At 69.6% G+C, this 13,927-nt stretch carries 9 protein-coding genes and 5 pseudogenes; 7 read left to right on the forward strand and 7 right to left on the reverse strand.

Going from position 1 to position 13,927, the window contains the following annotated elements; translation table 11 throughout:
- Window positions 1-11: 11 nt before the first annotated feature.
- Window positions 12-250, forward strand: a pseudogene (locus tag AB0H32_RS03080) (amino acid permease); the annotation flags it as partial.
- A 113-nt stretch (window positions 251-363) separates the two neighbouring features.
- Here the strand turns inward: AB0H32_RS03080 and AB0H32_RS03085 are convergent.
- The gene (locus AB0H32_RS03085) at window positions 364-1,656 is read right to left on the reverse strand and encodes an FAD-dependent oxidoreductase (protein WP_361113319.1); all 1,293 of its coding nucleotides are present in this window, start codon (window positions 1,654-1,656) and stop codon (window positions 364-366) included.
- Between the two features lie 945 nt (window positions 1,657-2,601).
- Between AB0H32_RS03085 and AB0H32_RS03090 the strand changes: the two genes are divergently transcribed.
- The 3 genes from AB0H32_RS03090 to AB0H32_RS03100 all read left to right on the forward strand — a co-directional run bounded on the left by AB0H32_RS03090 (window position 2,602) and on the right by AB0H32_RS03100 (window position 5,984).
- Window positions 2,602-3,138 (forward strand): hypothetical protein, encoded by a 537-nt coding sequence (locus tag AB0H32_RS03090; protein WP_361113322.1) that lies wholly within the window; start codon window positions 2,602-2,604, stop codon window positions 3,136-3,138.
- Window positions 3,139-3,245: 107 nt separating this feature from the next.
- Window positions 3,246-4,931 carry a SulP family inorganic anion transporter gene (locus AB0H32_RS03095; RefSeq protein WP_361113325.1) on the forward strand — a complete coding sequence of 562 codons (1,686 nt, stop codon included), beginning with the start codon at window positions 3,246-3,248 and terminating at the stop codon, window positions 4,929-4,931.
- A 195-nt stretch (window positions 4,932-5,126) separates the two neighbouring features.
- Window positions 5,127-5,984 (forward strand): formylglycine-generating enzyme family protein, encoded by an 858-nt coding sequence (locus AB0H32_RS03100; protein ID WP_361113559.1) that lies wholly within the window; start codon window positions 5,127-5,129, stop codon window positions 5,982-5,984.
- A gap of 25 nt (window positions 5,985-6,009) precedes the next feature.
- On the opposite strand, the gene AB0H32_RS03105 is transcribed toward AB0H32_RS03100, so the two are convergent.
- The 4 genes and pseudogenes from AB0H32_RS03105 to AB0H32_RS03120 form a co-directional block, all read right to left on the reverse strand.
- A complete protein-coding gene (locus tag AB0H32_RS03105; protein ID WP_361113562.1) occupies window positions 6,010-7,755 on the reverse strand; it encodes a sulfatase-like hydrolase/transferase in 1,746 nt (581 codons plus the stop codon).
- A pseudogene (locus AB0H32_RS03110) lies at window positions 7,748-8,296 on the reverse strand (sulfatase-like hydrolase/transferase); the annotation flags it as partial. The gene AB0H32_RS03105 and the pseudogene AB0H32_RS03110, both read right to left, overlap by 8 nt.
- Window positions 8,297-8,811: 515 nt before the next feature.
- Window positions 8,812-9,462, reverse strand: a complete 651-nt coding sequence (locus AB0H32_RS03115) for a CBS domain-containing protein (protein WP_361113564.1) — start codon at window positions 9,460-9,462, stop codon at window positions 8,812-8,814.
- 26 nt (window positions 9,463-9,488) lie between these two features.
- The gene (locus AB0H32_RS03120) at window positions 9,489-9,947 is read right to left on the reverse strand and encodes a cyclic nucleotide-binding domain-containing protein (RefSeq protein WP_361113328.1); all 459 of its coding nucleotides are present in this window, start codon (window positions 9,945-9,947) and stop codon (window positions 9,489-9,491) included.
- Between the two features lie 477 nt (window positions 9,948-10,424).
- Between AB0H32_RS03120 and AB0H32_RS03125 the strand changes: the two genes are divergently transcribed.
- Both AB0H32_RS03125 and AB0H32_RS03130 read left to right on the forward strand, forming a co-directional pair.
- On the forward strand, window positions 10,425-10,664 hold the full coding sequence (locus AB0H32_RS03125; RefSeq protein ID WP_361113332.1) for a hypothetical protein: 240 nt from the start codon (window positions 10,425-10,427) through the stop codon (window positions 10,662-10,664).
- Window positions 10,665-10,670: 6 nt separating this feature from the next.
- Window positions 10,671-10,757 (forward strand): annotated as a pseudogene (locus tag AB0H32_RS03130) (MBL fold metallo-hydrolase); the annotation flags it as partial.
- Window positions 10,758-10,931: 174 nt separating this feature from the next.
- On the opposite strand, the pseudogene AB0H32_RS03135 reads toward AB0H32_RS03130, so the two are convergent.
- Both AB0H32_RS03135 and AB0H32_RS03140 read right to left on the reverse strand, forming a co-directional pair.
- Window positions 10,932-11,313 (reverse strand): annotated as a pseudogene (locus tag AB0H32_RS03135) (hypothetical protein); the annotation flags it as partial.
- Window positions 11,314-11,370: 57 nt separating this feature from the next.
- Window positions 11,371-11,916 carry a VOC family protein gene (locus tag AB0H32_RS03140; protein ID WP_361113335.1) on the reverse strand — a complete coding sequence of 182 codons (546 nt, stop codon included), beginning with the start codon at window positions 11,914-11,916 and terminating at the stop codon, window positions 11,371-11,373.
- Between the two features lie 676 nt (window positions 11,917-12,592).
- Here AB0H32_RS03140 and AB0H32_RS03145 point away from each other — a divergent pair.
- Window positions 12,593-13,873 (forward strand): annotated as a pseudogene (locus tag AB0H32_RS03145) (FAD-dependent oxidoreductase); the annotation flags it as partial.
- Between the last annotated feature and the right edge of the window lie 54 nt (window positions 13,874-13,927).

Consider the following 13,927-nt stretch of genomic DNA (forward strand, 5'->3'; position numbering starts at 1 on the left):
TGAGCCCGACACTGCCCGGAGCGCTCGGGATCACTCTCCGTGTGTACACGGCGGTCGCCGTGGCGGTGCTGGCGGTGCTGGGGCCGACCGGGCTGGCAGGTGATCCGCTGTTCACCCGCGCTATGGCGTCCCGCACCGAGCCGAGCTGCTCGTGGGGGCGGTGGTGGCGGTGCCGGCCGCCACCGCCGATGTGCGTGGCGCGATCGGGTTCTCGTCGTTCGGGGTCCTCGCCCACTACGCCGTTGCCAACACAGGGCTCGTGGATACAGGCTGCCAGGGCTGATGGCGTGGCCGCGATGGGCGAGTTCCTCGGCCGTCACGGCGCCGGACGTCCACCCGGCGTCCCTCGGCGAGCGGATGTGGTCAACGGCCGACGGGGCTCCAGCGGAACGCGTCACGGGTGATACGGGTGGCGGCGTACTCGGTCCCGGCGACGAACCGCAGCATGGGCCCGAACATCGGGGCAGCCAGCGATCCCGTGAAGTACAAGCCCGGGACGGACGATTCGAAGGCCGCGGTCAGCTTGGGCGCTTTCGAACCCGGGACGCACACCAGCGCCCGGCGCACCGTGGGCGACAGGAACGGCAGGGTCGTCAGATCGAGTCGGTAGCCGGTGGCCGCGAGCACATGGTCGACGGTCAGGGCCTCCGGCGGCGCGCCGCTGGGGCCGACGACCTGTAGGCGCACCGTGGCCGCGGGCGTCGCTTCGGCGTGCACGACCCGGCATGAGGTGCGCACCGGCACGATGCCCTCGACACGGTCCCGTAGCCACCAGCCGCCCGAGGGGCCCAGCGCGCGCCGGAACAGTAGCAGCCGGGCCGAGGCGGGCAGCCGCCGCACTCCGCCCGGGGCTTTGCACACGGTGGCCAGGGCCCATCCCGTGCCCAGAGGTGAGGCCGGCTTGGCGAGGCGCTGCGTCCAGGGGCGGGTCAGGTCGGGCGTCATTCCCCACAGCACGCGGCGTTCCCGGACCAGCACCTGCACCTCGGCACCGGCCTCGTGCAGCAGCGCGGCACTCTCCAGAGCGGACTGCCCGCCACCGACCACGGCGACCCGCTGCCCGGCGTAACGCGACAGGTCGGTGTGGTGGCTGGTGTGCGACACCAGGGCCCCGGGCCCGGGGCCTTCGGGTGCCAGAGGTCGCAACGTCTCAGGAATGTGGGCCAGTCCGTTCAGGCCGGTGGCCACCACGATCGCGGCGGCTGTGAGTTCCCGCCCGTCCTCCAGCCGTACGGCAAAACAGGTGTCGGCCACCTCCGGGTCTATCGTCGCTACCCGGGTGGGGTCCACTTCGCCGACGTACTGCCTCTGGAACCACTGTCCGTAGCGCACGAACACGTCGCAGGGGATCGGCGTCAGCTCGGTCAGTTCCGACTCACCGTGCAGCCTGCGGAAATCGGCCAGCCGTCCGCCCGGCTCGGGCGCGGACAGGTCGGTGGCGGCAGGCGTCGACTTCAGGAACATCCCGGTGGCCATGGCGTGTCGCCAACTGCCCATCACATCACCGAAGATCCGCACCGGGGCCCCTGCGGCCCGCAGATGCGCGGCCACGGACAGCCCGTACGGACCGGCTCCGACCACGACGACCGGCAGCCCTGAGCGCCCGGTGCACGTCTGCTCACGGGCAAGGCGTTGCCCCGGAAGCGACTGCGTCATGCATCCCCCTGCTGATCCACTCGCCGCCTTCCCCGGAGCGGCGCGGCACTTCGGGATGGTGCGTCGGCGGATGGCCGCCGCACGTGTCCCCTCCATTGCTCAGTGTGACCCGTCGGCCGGTATCGGTACGCGATATCGGTGCACGTTGCCCAAAACATGGTCGAACCGTGTGAGGTGCGTTGCCTGCCGATTCCCCGCCTCGTGCAGCCTGTGGCTGAAGTGCCGCCAGTCGTTCAATGATTGGAAGCGGTAGGGCATTGACCTGGGGTTGCGCAAGGAAATGTGCGTTGAATCGGGACAGCTCCTCTCCGTACGTTCTCGCGGGTCAACGTCGTTTCCCGGGTTCCTGTGCCCTGGATGTGACTTGGCGGGGGACATCCTCCGAAGTACTCCGACGAGGCCCTGTGTTGGCCGAACCGCTTGGCCAACGGGGCTTGCGTTTTCGCCGTCCCGCCCACCTCTCCTTGCGAGAATGCCGCGATGCGACGCTGGCCGTCGGGCTGGGGGAGGGAACCGCGTTGATCATGCGTGGGCTGCTCCGACTGCTCGGGCTGCTTGCGGTCGGCGTCTGCGCGGCGGCGGCATGCGGCCAACGCCGTGTCGACGTGTGGGTCTGGGATCGGGCGGACGTGGTGGTCAGGCCACGTACCCGGTACGCAACGCCCTGGAGGAGCCCCACCCCGTGCCCCCCTCACTCCGCGCGGCACGCCTGAGACCAACTTCGGCGGCCACGTGACCATGGCGGGTACGACCATGGCGGGTACGACCATGGTGGATGCGACCGCGGTGGTGGCGGGGCGCGGCGGCTACTGATGCGCACCACTGAAAGCGTGGTCTGCGTGATCGCGATAGGGAGCGGACACCACTTTCCGGCGCCTTCGGGATATATCAGAGTGCATGGTTGGAAAAGCACCCGGCGCTCCGGGCTCGGGGCGGCAGCGGAGTATGCCGGAGATCGACTCCATCGTGCGGGCCATGGCGACTGCGGCCGTGGGAGGAACGCTCGTCATCTGGTGGCCCGCTTTCACGTTGGGCGCGTACAACGCCGTGTTCTTCGACAACGTGCTGGCCCTTTGGGCGGTGGCCACGGCGGTTCTCCTTTCGGGGGCGGTCCTGCACCGCAGGGGATCCGTGCCTCTTGGCGGCTGGGCTGCCCTGGTGCTGCCGTCCGTCTGGATCCTCCTGGCCACCCTGGCACCGAGGAGCCACGGCTTTCCCTACCTTCATTACGCCGAAGCAGCGCTCACCCTGGTGGGCGCGCCACTGCCGGCATGGCTGCTCTCGAAGATCCTCGTGCCTGACTACTCCGCACTCCCTGTGTTCCAGCGTCTGGGAGCTCTCGCTGTCACGGTCGTCATCGGGGTCCTGGCCTTTCTGCTCGACAAGTTCAACTATCTGTTTCTCACCTGCTCCGATTTCGATGTGAGCGGCAACAATGCCCCTCCTCACTGCGCTCATGGCCGGCCCTTCAACCGTGTCTGATGAGAACGTCGGCCGAACCGAGGCGGGCTGGGCTGCAATGACGAACCTTGCCCCGAGACACGGTGTCGTGCCGCGGGCAACGCACCTGAGCTGCCGAGACTTGTCCGATGACGGCGCGTCGGGTGTCGGTGACGGACGTGGTTCCGCTGCTCGGGCTGCTGCGGCACTACTCGGCGCGCCGGGTGTGCGGGGACGTCGTGGCCGGGTTCGCGGTCGCGGTGACCCTGGTGCCGCAGGCCCTCGGGTACGGGCAGGTGACCGGGCTGCATCCCGTCGTCGGTCTGTACACGACGGTGGCGGCGACCGTCGTGTTCGCCCTGCTCACCTCCACCCGACTGGTGGCGGTCGGCCCCTCCTCGACCACTGCGATCATGACCTACGCGGCGGTGAGCGGCCGTGCTGGAGCGGACGTGCACCGGGCGGTGGCGCTGACCGCGTGCCTGGCGCTGCTCACCGGTGTTCTGCTGCTGCTCCCGGGGCGGCTGCGGGGGCTCGCCACCTTCATGTCGGGTCCGGTGGTGCTCGGGTACCTGGCGGGTACGGCCGTGCAGATCATGGCCGGTCAGGTGCCCACGCTGCTGGGTGTCCACGTCTCCAGCAACCGTTCCATGGTGAAGCTGTGGCAGGTGCTCACGCATCTGGACACCGTGCAGGTGGTGACCGCCGTGGTGGGGGTGGTTTCGCTGGTCGCGATCATCGTCCTGAAGAAGGCACTGCAGGCCGCGCCCGTGCTGCGGGCCGCCCCGACGCCGCTGGTGTGCGCGGCTGCCATCGTCGTGTCGGCCGTGGCGGACCTGGCCGGTCACGGCGTGCCGTTGATCGGCGGAGTCTCGGGTGGTCTGCCCACCCCGGTCTGGCCGGACGTGAGCGCCGGGGATGCCTGGGAGCTGCTTCCCACCGCGGCCGGGATCGCCATGGTCGCGTCCATCGAGGGTGTGGCCGTGCTGCGCAGAACGGGGCCGTCGGAAGGGCGGGTCTCCCTGGTCCGGGAGTCGGTCGCCATCGGGGCGGCCAGTGCGGCCTCCGGCTTCCTCGGAGGCTTCGCGCCGATGGCCAGTGCCCAGCGCACCCTCACCGCCCGGAGCTCGGGGGCGCACTCCCAGCTGTACCAGCTCGTGTGCGCCGGCTTCGTGATGGTCGCCCTGCTGACCACAGGTCCGGTCATCGCCCTGCTGCCGAAGGCGGCGCTGGCCGCGGTCGTCATAGTGTCGGCGTGGCGTCTCATCGACGTCGTCGGGTTCGAGGAACTGTGGCGGGGCTGGCGTGCGGAGGCCCTGCTCGCGCTTGCTGTCATGGTGGCCGTCCTGGGCCTCGGCGTGCTGCACGGGCTGCTGGTGGCCGTCGTCCTCGCGCTGCTGCAACTGCTGCGCCGGGTGGCCTGGCCGCACGACTCGGTGCTCACGGTCGGCGATGACGGGAAGCCGCGTGAAGCGGCTCCGGACGAGGTCACCGACGCCGAGGTGCTGATCTACCGGGTGGACGCGCCCCTGTTCTTCGCCAACGTGGGCCGCGTCCATCGGCGGATCCTGGCCCTGGCAGCGGCCCGGTCGTCCTGTTCGCGGTATGTGGTGCTGGATGCCGAAGCGGTGTTCCACGTGGATGCCACCGCGGCGGAGGTCCTGGCCCGGCTCACCGTTGACCTGCGCGAGCACGACTGCGAGCTGGTCCTCGCGCGCCCTCGGGACACGGTTCTGGCCACCCTGCGCACCAACCCGTACGAGGACGGTGCCACTCGTCGGCTGCGCGCGTTTTCCACCGTACGGGAGGCTTACGCCGCACTGCGGACGCGCTGACGGCCGCCGTGTCGTCACGCGCACCCCTGCGTCGCTGCCCCAGAATCGAAGCGGTTGATTCCCTGTGGAGGCCGGATGACGTCCGACAGTGAGGTGCGTTCCGTCTGCTGCGGCCCTTCGCGGGAGGGGCCCGCCGCCGTGGTGCAGGTCGAGTCGGCGTCCGTTCCGGCAGCCGTCGGCCTGGACCGGGCGGGCATGGTGCGTCTGGAGGCGGCCACCTTCCTGATGGGGACCCGGGACAGGTGGGCGGTTCCCGGGGATGGCGAGGGCCCGGTCCATGAGGTGACCCTGGGCCCGTACTGCATCGACCGGTGCGCCGTCTCCAACGCGAACTTCGGCGCCTTCACGGCCGCCACCGGATACGTCACGGAGGCCGAGCGGTACGGCTGGTCGTTCGTCTTCGCCGGGCTGCTGCCGCTCGGCTTCCCCGACACCCGGGCCGTGGCCGGGGCGCCCTGGTGGCGTCCGGTGTATGGCGCCTGCTGGAGTCACCCCGAGGGGCCGGACTCCGACCTCGCCGACCGCGCCGATCATCCGGTGGTGCACGTGTCCTGGAACGATGCCTGCGCGTTCGCCGCCTGGGCGGGCAAGCGGCTGCCGACCGAGGCGGAGTGGGAGTACGCCGCGCGCGGTGGGCTGGAGCAGGCCGCGTTTCCCTGGGGGGACGAGCTGGAGCCGGGCGGGGAGCGGCGGATGAACGTGTGGCAGGGCCGTTTCCCCGAGCACCACACCCGCCCGGACGGCTGGTACGGCACTGCTCCGGTGACCGCGTACCCGCCCGGGGGCCACGGCCTGTACAACGCGTGCGGCAACGTCTGGGAGTGGTGCGCCGACTGGTATGCGCCGGACTACTACACGCACAGCGCTCGCGAGAACCCGGCCGGGCCGGCGTTCGGTTCGTCCCGGGTGATCAGGGGCGGCTCGTACCTCTGCCACGCCTCCTACTGCCGCCGCTACCGGGTGGCCGCCCGCAGCTCCAGCACCCCGGACAGCAGCACCGGCCACCAGGGCTTTCGTTGCGCCGCGGACGCCGGGACCCTCGACGCTCGCTGAGGGCCCCGACGCCCGGGGGCTGCTGTCAGTCGCGGTGGAACATGCCGATCAGCTCCTTCTCCGCGTCCTCGAAGGGCTCTCCGCTGACGTCGACCAGGACGTGCCGGATCGTGCCGCCGAGGAACGCGAACGGCGGGTCGTAGTCGCCGGAGACCGGCTGGCTGGCGTCGCGGCCGACCGCGAGACCCTCTCCGACCAGGGAGAAGTTGCCGGGCTGGGTCTCGATGTCGGACCGGGCGACCTGACGGTCGTCCACGTACAGGGCGAGCGTGCCGTGCGTACTGCCTTGCGGGTCGCGCTCACCGGCCTGGAAGACCACCGAGAAGATGTGGTCACCGGCGCTCACCGGATCCGGGGAGCTGACCTTCTGCTCCATGCGGCCCAGCCAGTTGTAGACGTAGTGCACGTGCCCGTCCATCAGGTACAGGCTGTGGCCCCCGAAGCGTCCGCCGTGGGAGAAGAGCACCCCGCGGGCCTCGGGCGTGTCCAGCCGTACCTCGGCGGCGATGGTGTACGACCGGCCACGGATGTTGACGGCCACCACCTCGGGGACGTCGGCGCAGCCCGGGTAGTAGACGTACCGGTCGCGGGGTTTGGAGAGTTGCGGCCGGGGCGTGTTCAGGATCTCCATGGGGCTGCGGTCGTCCAGCGGCAGCCCGTGGTACTTCTCGGCCTCCGCCGACCACAGCCGCTTCAGCTCCTCCAGCTTCTCGGGCTGCTGCGCGGCCAGGTCCCGGTTCTCGGAGCGGTCCTCGCGCAGGTTGTACAGCTCCCAGACGTCCTGCTCGAAGTGACTCCAGTTGGACGGCGCCGGCGGATGCGCGGTCGCCGCGTGCCAGCCGTCGTGCCAGATCCCTCGCGTACCGAGCATCGTGTAGAACTGCGTCTGCCGCGGCTCGGGAGCCTGCGTGTCCTCGATCACCTTGCGGAAGCTGGCCCCCTCGATGGGGCTCTGCTCCACGCCCTTGACCACACCCGGGGGCGTGATGCCGAGCATGTCGTAGAGGGTCGGCACGATATCGATGGCATGGACGTACTGGTGCCGGGTCTCGCCCTTCTGTTTGATGCCCTTGGGCCAGGCGACGATCATCGGGTCGGCGATGCCACCCTCGTACGACACCCACCGCTTCCAGTACTTGAACGGCGCGTTGAACGCCCACGCCCAGCCGCTCGCATAGTGGTTGTACGCCTTGGGGCTGCCCATCTCGTCGAGGTGGCGCATGTTCTCCGCCATGTCGTCGGGGACGCCGTTGAAGAAGTTCATCTCGTTCATCGAGCCGTTCGGGCCGCCCTCGGCGCTGGCGCCGTTGTCCGACACCGCGACGATGATCGTGTTCTCCAGCTGCCCGGACTCCTCCAGGTAGTCGAGCAGGCGGCCGATCTGCGCGTCGGTGTAGGAGACGAAACCGGCGAAGACCTCGGCCATCCGGGCGAACAGGCGCTTCTCGTCGTCGTCGAGCGAGTCCCACGGGCGGACGAAGTCCGTGGCCGGCCAGGGCTGCCCGGAGGGCCCGGTGGCCTCCGGCTCGCCGTGCGGGTTGATCGGGGTCAGTTCGGTGCCCTCGGGCAGGATGCCCAGCTCGATCTGCCGCTGGAGCGTCATCCGGCGGTAGACCTCGTAGCCGTCGTCGAACTTCCCCGCGTACTTGTCGGCCCAGTCCTTGAAGATGTGATGCGGGGCATGGCCGGCACCTGGACAGATCGAATCCGCGGCCGAGCGGCCAGTGCCGTTTCGAGGACGCCAGGTTGGCCTCGTCCGAGGGGACGAGATGCCATTTGCCCAGGGCGTAGGTGTTCCAGCCGCGCTCGACGAGCACCTCGGCCAGGCTCGCGTTCTCGAACGGGATCCACCCGTTGGAGCCGGGGAAGCCGCTGGTCATCTCCGCGACACAGGCCATGCCGTTGCTGGTCGCGTTCCGCCCGGTCAGCAGGCACGAACGCGTCGGCGAACACAGCGCCGTGGTGTGGAAATTGGTGAACTTCACTCCCATCTCGGCGAGCCGTCGCATCGCCTGCGCCTCCACCAGCCCGCCGAAGATGTCGAAGGTGCCGAACCCGATGTCGTCCCACACCAGGTACAGCACGTTCGGTGCGCCGTCCGGGGCCTGCGTCTGTTTGTACGGCTCCCGTCCGGCACCGAATGCCGGATGTCCTCCTGGATCACGCCCTTGAAGGGAATGGCCATCCCTGCTGTCTCCTTCGTCTCTCCTGCGCCACACGCCCACGGCTTCTGCCAGGGAGACGTCCCCGGTGGGACAGGACGGGTAGACCTCATCCCATCGGCCGAACAAGCGCTGAAGGCTCTTCCCCACCGGGTGACGATGAGCGGGACGGAGGTGACCTGAGGGATCCGGCGTGTGCCCCCGCCGGGTCGGCGTCGGAAAGGGCCGCGACTCGATGACTCATCGACGAAGTCCGTACGCCGGGACGAGCGGTCCGCAGCGTGGAGCTGGGGGGAAGCTGCTCGGGCTGCGCCTTTCGGGCGTGGATCGCAAGAAGGCGGCTTCACCGCATGGAGGGCCCTGCAGCGCGTCGGTGCCCACCTCGATGTGGCGGGCCGGGTCGGCCGGCAGGTTGGGGCACCAGCCGGGATGCGGCGGCGCGCGTGTGCAGTTTCCGCCGGGCCACGAACGTGCCGTTGCGGACCGGCTCGGGTGGCTCCGGCACCGGCGGCAGGATTCCGGTCCCGGCGGGGTGGCCCAGCACGAACTCACCCGCTGGACCCGGGCTCAATCCTGCCGCGGCCCCGGCCCGGCTGCGGCCGAGTCCCACGCTACGAAGATCCAAGAGACACACCTTGGGCCGGTTGTACTCACTACGAGGGCAACTACCCGTCGGCCGCGGTGAGCCGGCAGTCCACGGCCACCACGCCCTCGACGCCGCGGACGAGGCGGACGGCGAGAGGAATCCGGGTGGAGTCCGGCACCCGTCCGGTCAGGGTCGCGACCCCCTCGGTGACCGAGATGTGCACGGGCTCGACCGGAGCGGGGAAGAGGCGGTCGACCACGTCGCGGCGGATCTCGTCGGCGAGGTCGTTGTCCGGGCGCAGGAACACCTTGAGCAGGTCGCCGCGGCTGACGACGCCTTCGAGCAGGCCCTCGGCGTTCACCACGGGCAGTCGCTTGACCTTGCGCAGGGCCATGATGCGGGCTGCCTCGGCGAGTGTGGCGTCGGCGCGGACGGTGACGGCCGGGGCGCTCATCAGCTCTTGCGCGCTCACCGCCCCGGCCTTGGTCAGGTCGGACAGCCGGCGCAGCTGGGTGAAGCGGTCCGGATCGCTGTCCCGGAACTCCTCCTTGGCAAGGAGATCGGCCTCGGACACCACGCCGATCACCCGGCCGTCGCCCTCCAGCACGGGCAGGGCGCTGACCTTCCACTGCTCCATCCGCTCGACGACGTCCTTGAACAGAGCCTTGCGGCCGACGGCGACGACGGCGTGCGTCATCACGTCGCTGACTCGATGCGGGCTGCTGTGCATGGTGTCTTCCTCGCGGAGCCGGGTGGTCATGTCAGTCCGCCGCTGCCGTAGGGGGCGTAGAGGTCGAGCAGCCGGATGCGGGAGGCGTGCAGCCGCTGGGCCACCACGCGCCCGACCCAGACCGCGATGTCGCGGCCGAAGGCGGGCTCGTCGGCGCACATCGTCCGGACCGCGTCGGCGTCGAACTCCCAGGCTCGCACCGGGCTCGTCGCCTCGGCGCCCAGCTGCCACTGGTACGGGGGAAAGTGCCAGGACCAGCCGACCAGTTCGTCGTGCCCGAGCGTCTCGATGACGGCGGGACGGCGGCCGGGCACGTGCAGGTCGAGGGTGACGGTCCCGGTCCTCACGATCCAGAAGCGGTCGGCGCGCCGGCCTTCCTCGAACAGGCGGGTCCCGGCCGCGAAGGAGACCTCGCGGGCCAGGTGCATCAGCCGCTCGCGGTGCACGGCGGGCAAGGCCGTGGTCATGGTGGTGGCGGAGGTCATCGCACCGGCTCCCTTCACGCTGTCCGTTTCCAGCGTGAGCGCGTCCGTGCCCCGCCGCCACGGGCCGCTCGGATCCGGCCTGGGCCCTTCGGCCCATGGGGCACGGCATCCGCCGACCCGCAGGCCGGAGACACCCGCCGCAGAGGGAGAGACCCCGTGAGCGTCTCCGCACGCATGGCGATCGTCGCCCGTCGGTGATCCGTCCCGGCAGGGCGAAGGTGTCGGCAGGGCGGTGCTGTCCCGTCCGCGCGAGCGGGCGCTGGAGAGGCCCTTCCCGCCCGGAACCGTCCTCGCGGAATGCAAGCCTGATCCGGGGCGGCTGATCAGGCTGTGGGACGACACGGAGCCGACCGTGATCCTGGAAGTGGCGCCCACTCGCCGAGTCACCCGGGCCGGATCCACCGCCTCGAGCTGGAGGCCTGCCTACTTGCCCGGCCTGAGGCACTGGGCCCGCACGGACTGGGTGAAGCCGTCGAGGTGGGGTGGGATCTGGACCGGCTGCCCGGCCGCCTCGTGGCGTACGCCGTCGAGACCGCCGACACCTCACTCGGGCCGGGGCTCCCCCATCCGTCGCCGCCGCTGTGGACATCCACATCACGAGAGTCGAGGACGAGATTTGTGGGCACGGGCACCGGCAGCAAGTTCCTGGTCGAGAGCAGCCATGCGCGTGTCCTGGTCGACTGCGGCCTCTTCCAGGGCCTGGCTGGCCTGCGCTGACGCAACTTGGCGTGGCCTGCCCTGCGACGCGGGGACATCGAGGCCGTCGTGATCACTCACGCACACCTGGACCACTGCGGCTACCTCCCTCGTCTCGTCCGCCAGGGTTTCCGGGGCCCGGTGATGACCACCTGCTTCACCGCCCGTTTCACGGAGATCGTGCTGCGCGACAGCACGAAGCTGCAGATGGCGGCCGCTCAGCACGCGAACGAGCACGGCTGGTCCAGGCTGGCCGCCGCCCGCTCCCAGGACGGGTGGGCGCCGGACGTCGGTGCGGCCGACGGTCACGCGGTGCCCGTCCACGGTGCCCGTAGCACCCCGGCCGGGCTTCTCCATGAACATCGGACGGGACCGACAGGTCCAGCTTCCGTTCGCGCGGTGTCGACGATCGCTTCGGCCAGGGCATGGGGCGAGTACTGGTCCGGCTGACGCGGCCAGCCTCAGCACCTCCGCCGACTGCCACCCAGGTGCGGCTACCACGTCCAGGACGCGAGGGCGGCCGCGGGTGAGGTTCCGGTCTTGTCGGGCAGGAGGATGCGGACTCGGCCCCGGCCTGCCGGGCCGGTCGCTCGCTTCCGGTGTACGTGCTGTCCTGCTCGGTCGTCGTGGCTCGCAGCTCGTGGGTGCCGCCGGCGTTGACCACCCCGTTGCTCCTCCTCGGCTTCGTCGCGCCGGCCAGCGTCTTCAGCCGCCATCGCCGGCGGACCTAGTCCGGTACGTTCCTCTCGTCGGCAGGACCGAACCAGCTGTCGTGGGCGGCATCCAGGCCGTCGCTGTTCTGCTCAGGCAGCAGACGGAAGAACTTCCAGCAGTACCCGTAGGGGTCGACGCATTCGCAGTACCGCTCACCCCACGGAGCGTCAACCGGATCCATGGTGACCTGGCAGCCCGCTGACCGGCAGTAGCGGGCGACAGCGTCCATGTCATCCACTTCCAGACCGACCACCACACCCAGTCCGCGCGGCCCCTTCTTCGTCTGCCGTTCCCGCTCGCTGTCGGGAAACGGCAGCCCGGTCAGAGCGTCTACGAGCAACTGCAAGTCTCCACGGCGCAAGATCGCCATGACCATGTGGCCGTCGGGACCTGGCACAGAACCGACCTGCTGGAAACCGAGTCCTCGATACAACGCAGCAGCTTCGGAGACGTCCGAGACCCGAAGCCCTAATCGAACGGGAGCTTCCCGACCCATGCACCCTCCACTGCGCGTGAGCTTACGGCCGACCGGACTCCACCACCCGGCAGGCACCCTCATGGTCTCAGCAACGCACTGGACGTCCGGGCCAGTTGAGACAACCTCTCAGCAGCCCAAGACACCTCGTCGGAGTGGTTGGCCCGGGAATGGTCCGGATCTTGACCGATGCGGGCCTTGGAACTGTGGCGTGGCCCGGATGGGCCTTCGCCTCGTTTCCTATTGATGGCCGGCGCCAACGAACGGCCTCCTCCCGGTCGGCGGGCCGGTGCCGTGTGCCTGCCATGCAGCGGGTGTCCCGCGGGATTTGCACCGCCGGTCCGCCGACGGCGATGGTGCAGCCGGATTTCAATGTGGACGAATTCATGTTCGACGAGCGTGCGTCCGGTGGTGGGAACGCTGCCCGCCGGTGGTGACGTGGCGGCGGTCAGGTGCACGTTGGCCGGATGCATATGTCAACGTCGCTGATCGGTCGGTCAGTTGTGGGAGTGGGGTGACGGTTTTTCTGTCGGATCTGTGGGTGGGATCGGCACATCCTCGTCTCAAGGGCTTCACATTCCACGAGTGAATTGCTATTTCAGTTGCATCCGACTTCCCTGTCGCCCCTCAGGGATCTTCCGCCTTATCGCCGAGAATTCAGGCAAGTAGAAATCGCGCCACCCAGGCCTCTCGGTAGTTTCAGGACTTTGTCTTCGGGGTGAACCGCGAAACCGTTTCGGCATATCTACGATCGCAGGCTATGACCGACACTCCACGGGACAACTCCGCCACCCGTGCCCGCTGGCAGACCTGTCTCAGGCTCGCCCGTGAACTCCTCCTCGTCGGACCCGACGGCAAAGACCTCAAGCTCGAATATCTGCACGCCCTGATAGACACGGGGCGCCTCGGTACCACCCGTCACCCGCGCAAGAAGGTCCTCGTCATCGGCGCCGGCATCACCGGCCTAGTCGTCGGCCGGCTGCTCAAGGACGCCGGGCACGACGTCACCATCCTCGAGGCGAACGCCAACCGTGTGGGCGGACGCATCAAGACCTTCCGCACCACCAAGCACCACCAGCCTTTCGCCGACCCGGCCCAGTACGCCGAGGCCGGGGCCATGCGGCTGCCCGACTTCCACCCGCTCGTCCTCGCCCTGATCGACAAACTGGGGCTCGGCCGACGCCAGTTCTACAACGTGGACATCGATCCCCGCACCGGCAGCGGTCCCGACGTGCCCGTCCCTCCGGTGACGTACACCTCCTTCACCGGCCGGACGTGGACGTACGGCGACGACAGCCCGGACTTCACCGAACCCGACAAGCGCGGCAACTCCTGGATCCGCGCCAACCGCGTCCAGGTGCGGCGCGCCGACTACGCCGCCGGTCCCGAGCGGATCAACGAGGGCTTCCACCTCACCGACGACGAGGTCCGCGCCCCCGTCGCGCGGATGGTGGACGAGGCGCTGGAGAGCGTGCGCGACTACTACTCCGACGTCGTCGACGGCAAGCGAGTCAACAAGCCGTTCGACGAGTGGGTCGAGGGCTGGGCGCGGGTGATCCGCGACTTCGACGGCTACTCGATGGGCTCCTTCCTGCGCGACCGTGCCGGGCTCAGCGACGAGGCCGTCGAGGCCCTCGGAACCCTGGAGAACCTGTCCTCGCGGCTCTACCTCTCCTTCTTCCACAGCTTCCTGAGCCGCAGCGACATCAACCCCGCCGTCCGCTACTGGGAGATCCCCGGCGGCAGCTGGCGCCTGCCGCACGCCCTGTACCAGGGCCTGCGCGACGAGGTGCAGCTCGGTCGGCGCATGATCCGCCTCGAGTACCACGACCCCAGCCGCGACACCGACCCCGACGGCACCGGGGCGGTCGGACCCGACGGGTGGGGCGTGGCCGTACAGACCGTCGACGAGGAAGACCCGAAGGAACTGCCCCGTCTGTGGACGGCGGACCTGGCGGTCGTCACCATCCCCTTCTCCGCGCTGCGCTTCGTGGAGATCGTCCCCTCGATGTCGTACAAGAAGCGCCGCGCCATCATCGAGACCCACTACGACCAGGCCACCAAGGTGCTGCTCGAATTCAGCCACCGCTGGTGG

Origin of the sequence: Streptomyces sp. NPDC020362 (genome assembly GCF_040642095.1) — a bacterium.
Lineage (GTDB): Bacteria > Actinomycetota > Actinomycetes > Streptomycetales > Streptomycetaceae > Streptomyces.

What these genes read in the sequence shown, in the direction of transcription:
- AB0H32_RS03085 (WP_361113319.1), bottom strand. Translation starts at nt 1,656, where the DNA reads ATGACGCAGTCGCTTCCGGGGCAACGCCTTGCCCGTGAGCAGACGTGC.
- AB0H32_RS03090 (WP_361113322.1), top strand. Translation starts at nt 2,602, where the DNA reads ATGCCGGAGATCGACTCCATCGTGCGGGCCATGGCGACTGCGGCCGTG.
- AB0H32_RS03095 (WP_361113325.1), top strand. Translation starts at nt 3,246, where the DNA reads ATGACGGCGCGTCGGGTGTCGGTGACGGACGTGGTTCCGCTGCTCGGG.
- AB0H32_RS03100 (WP_361113559.1), top strand. Translation starts at nt 5,127, where the DNA reads ATGGTGCGTCTGGAGGCGGCCACCTTCCTGATGGGGACCCGGGACAGG.
- AB0H32_RS03115 (WP_361113564.1), bottom strand. Translation starts at nt 9,462, where the DNA reads ATGCACAGCAGCCCGCATCGAGTCAGCGACGTGATGACGCACGCCGTC.
- AB0H32_RS03120 (WP_361113328.1), bottom strand. Translation starts at nt 9,947, where the DNA reads ATGACCTCCGCCACCACCATGACCACGGCCTTGCCCGCCGTGCACCGC.
- AB0H32_RS03140 (WP_361113335.1), bottom strand. Translation starts at nt 11,916, where the DNA reads ATGAGGGTGCCTGCCGGGTGGTGGAGTCCGGTCGGCCGTAAGCTCACG.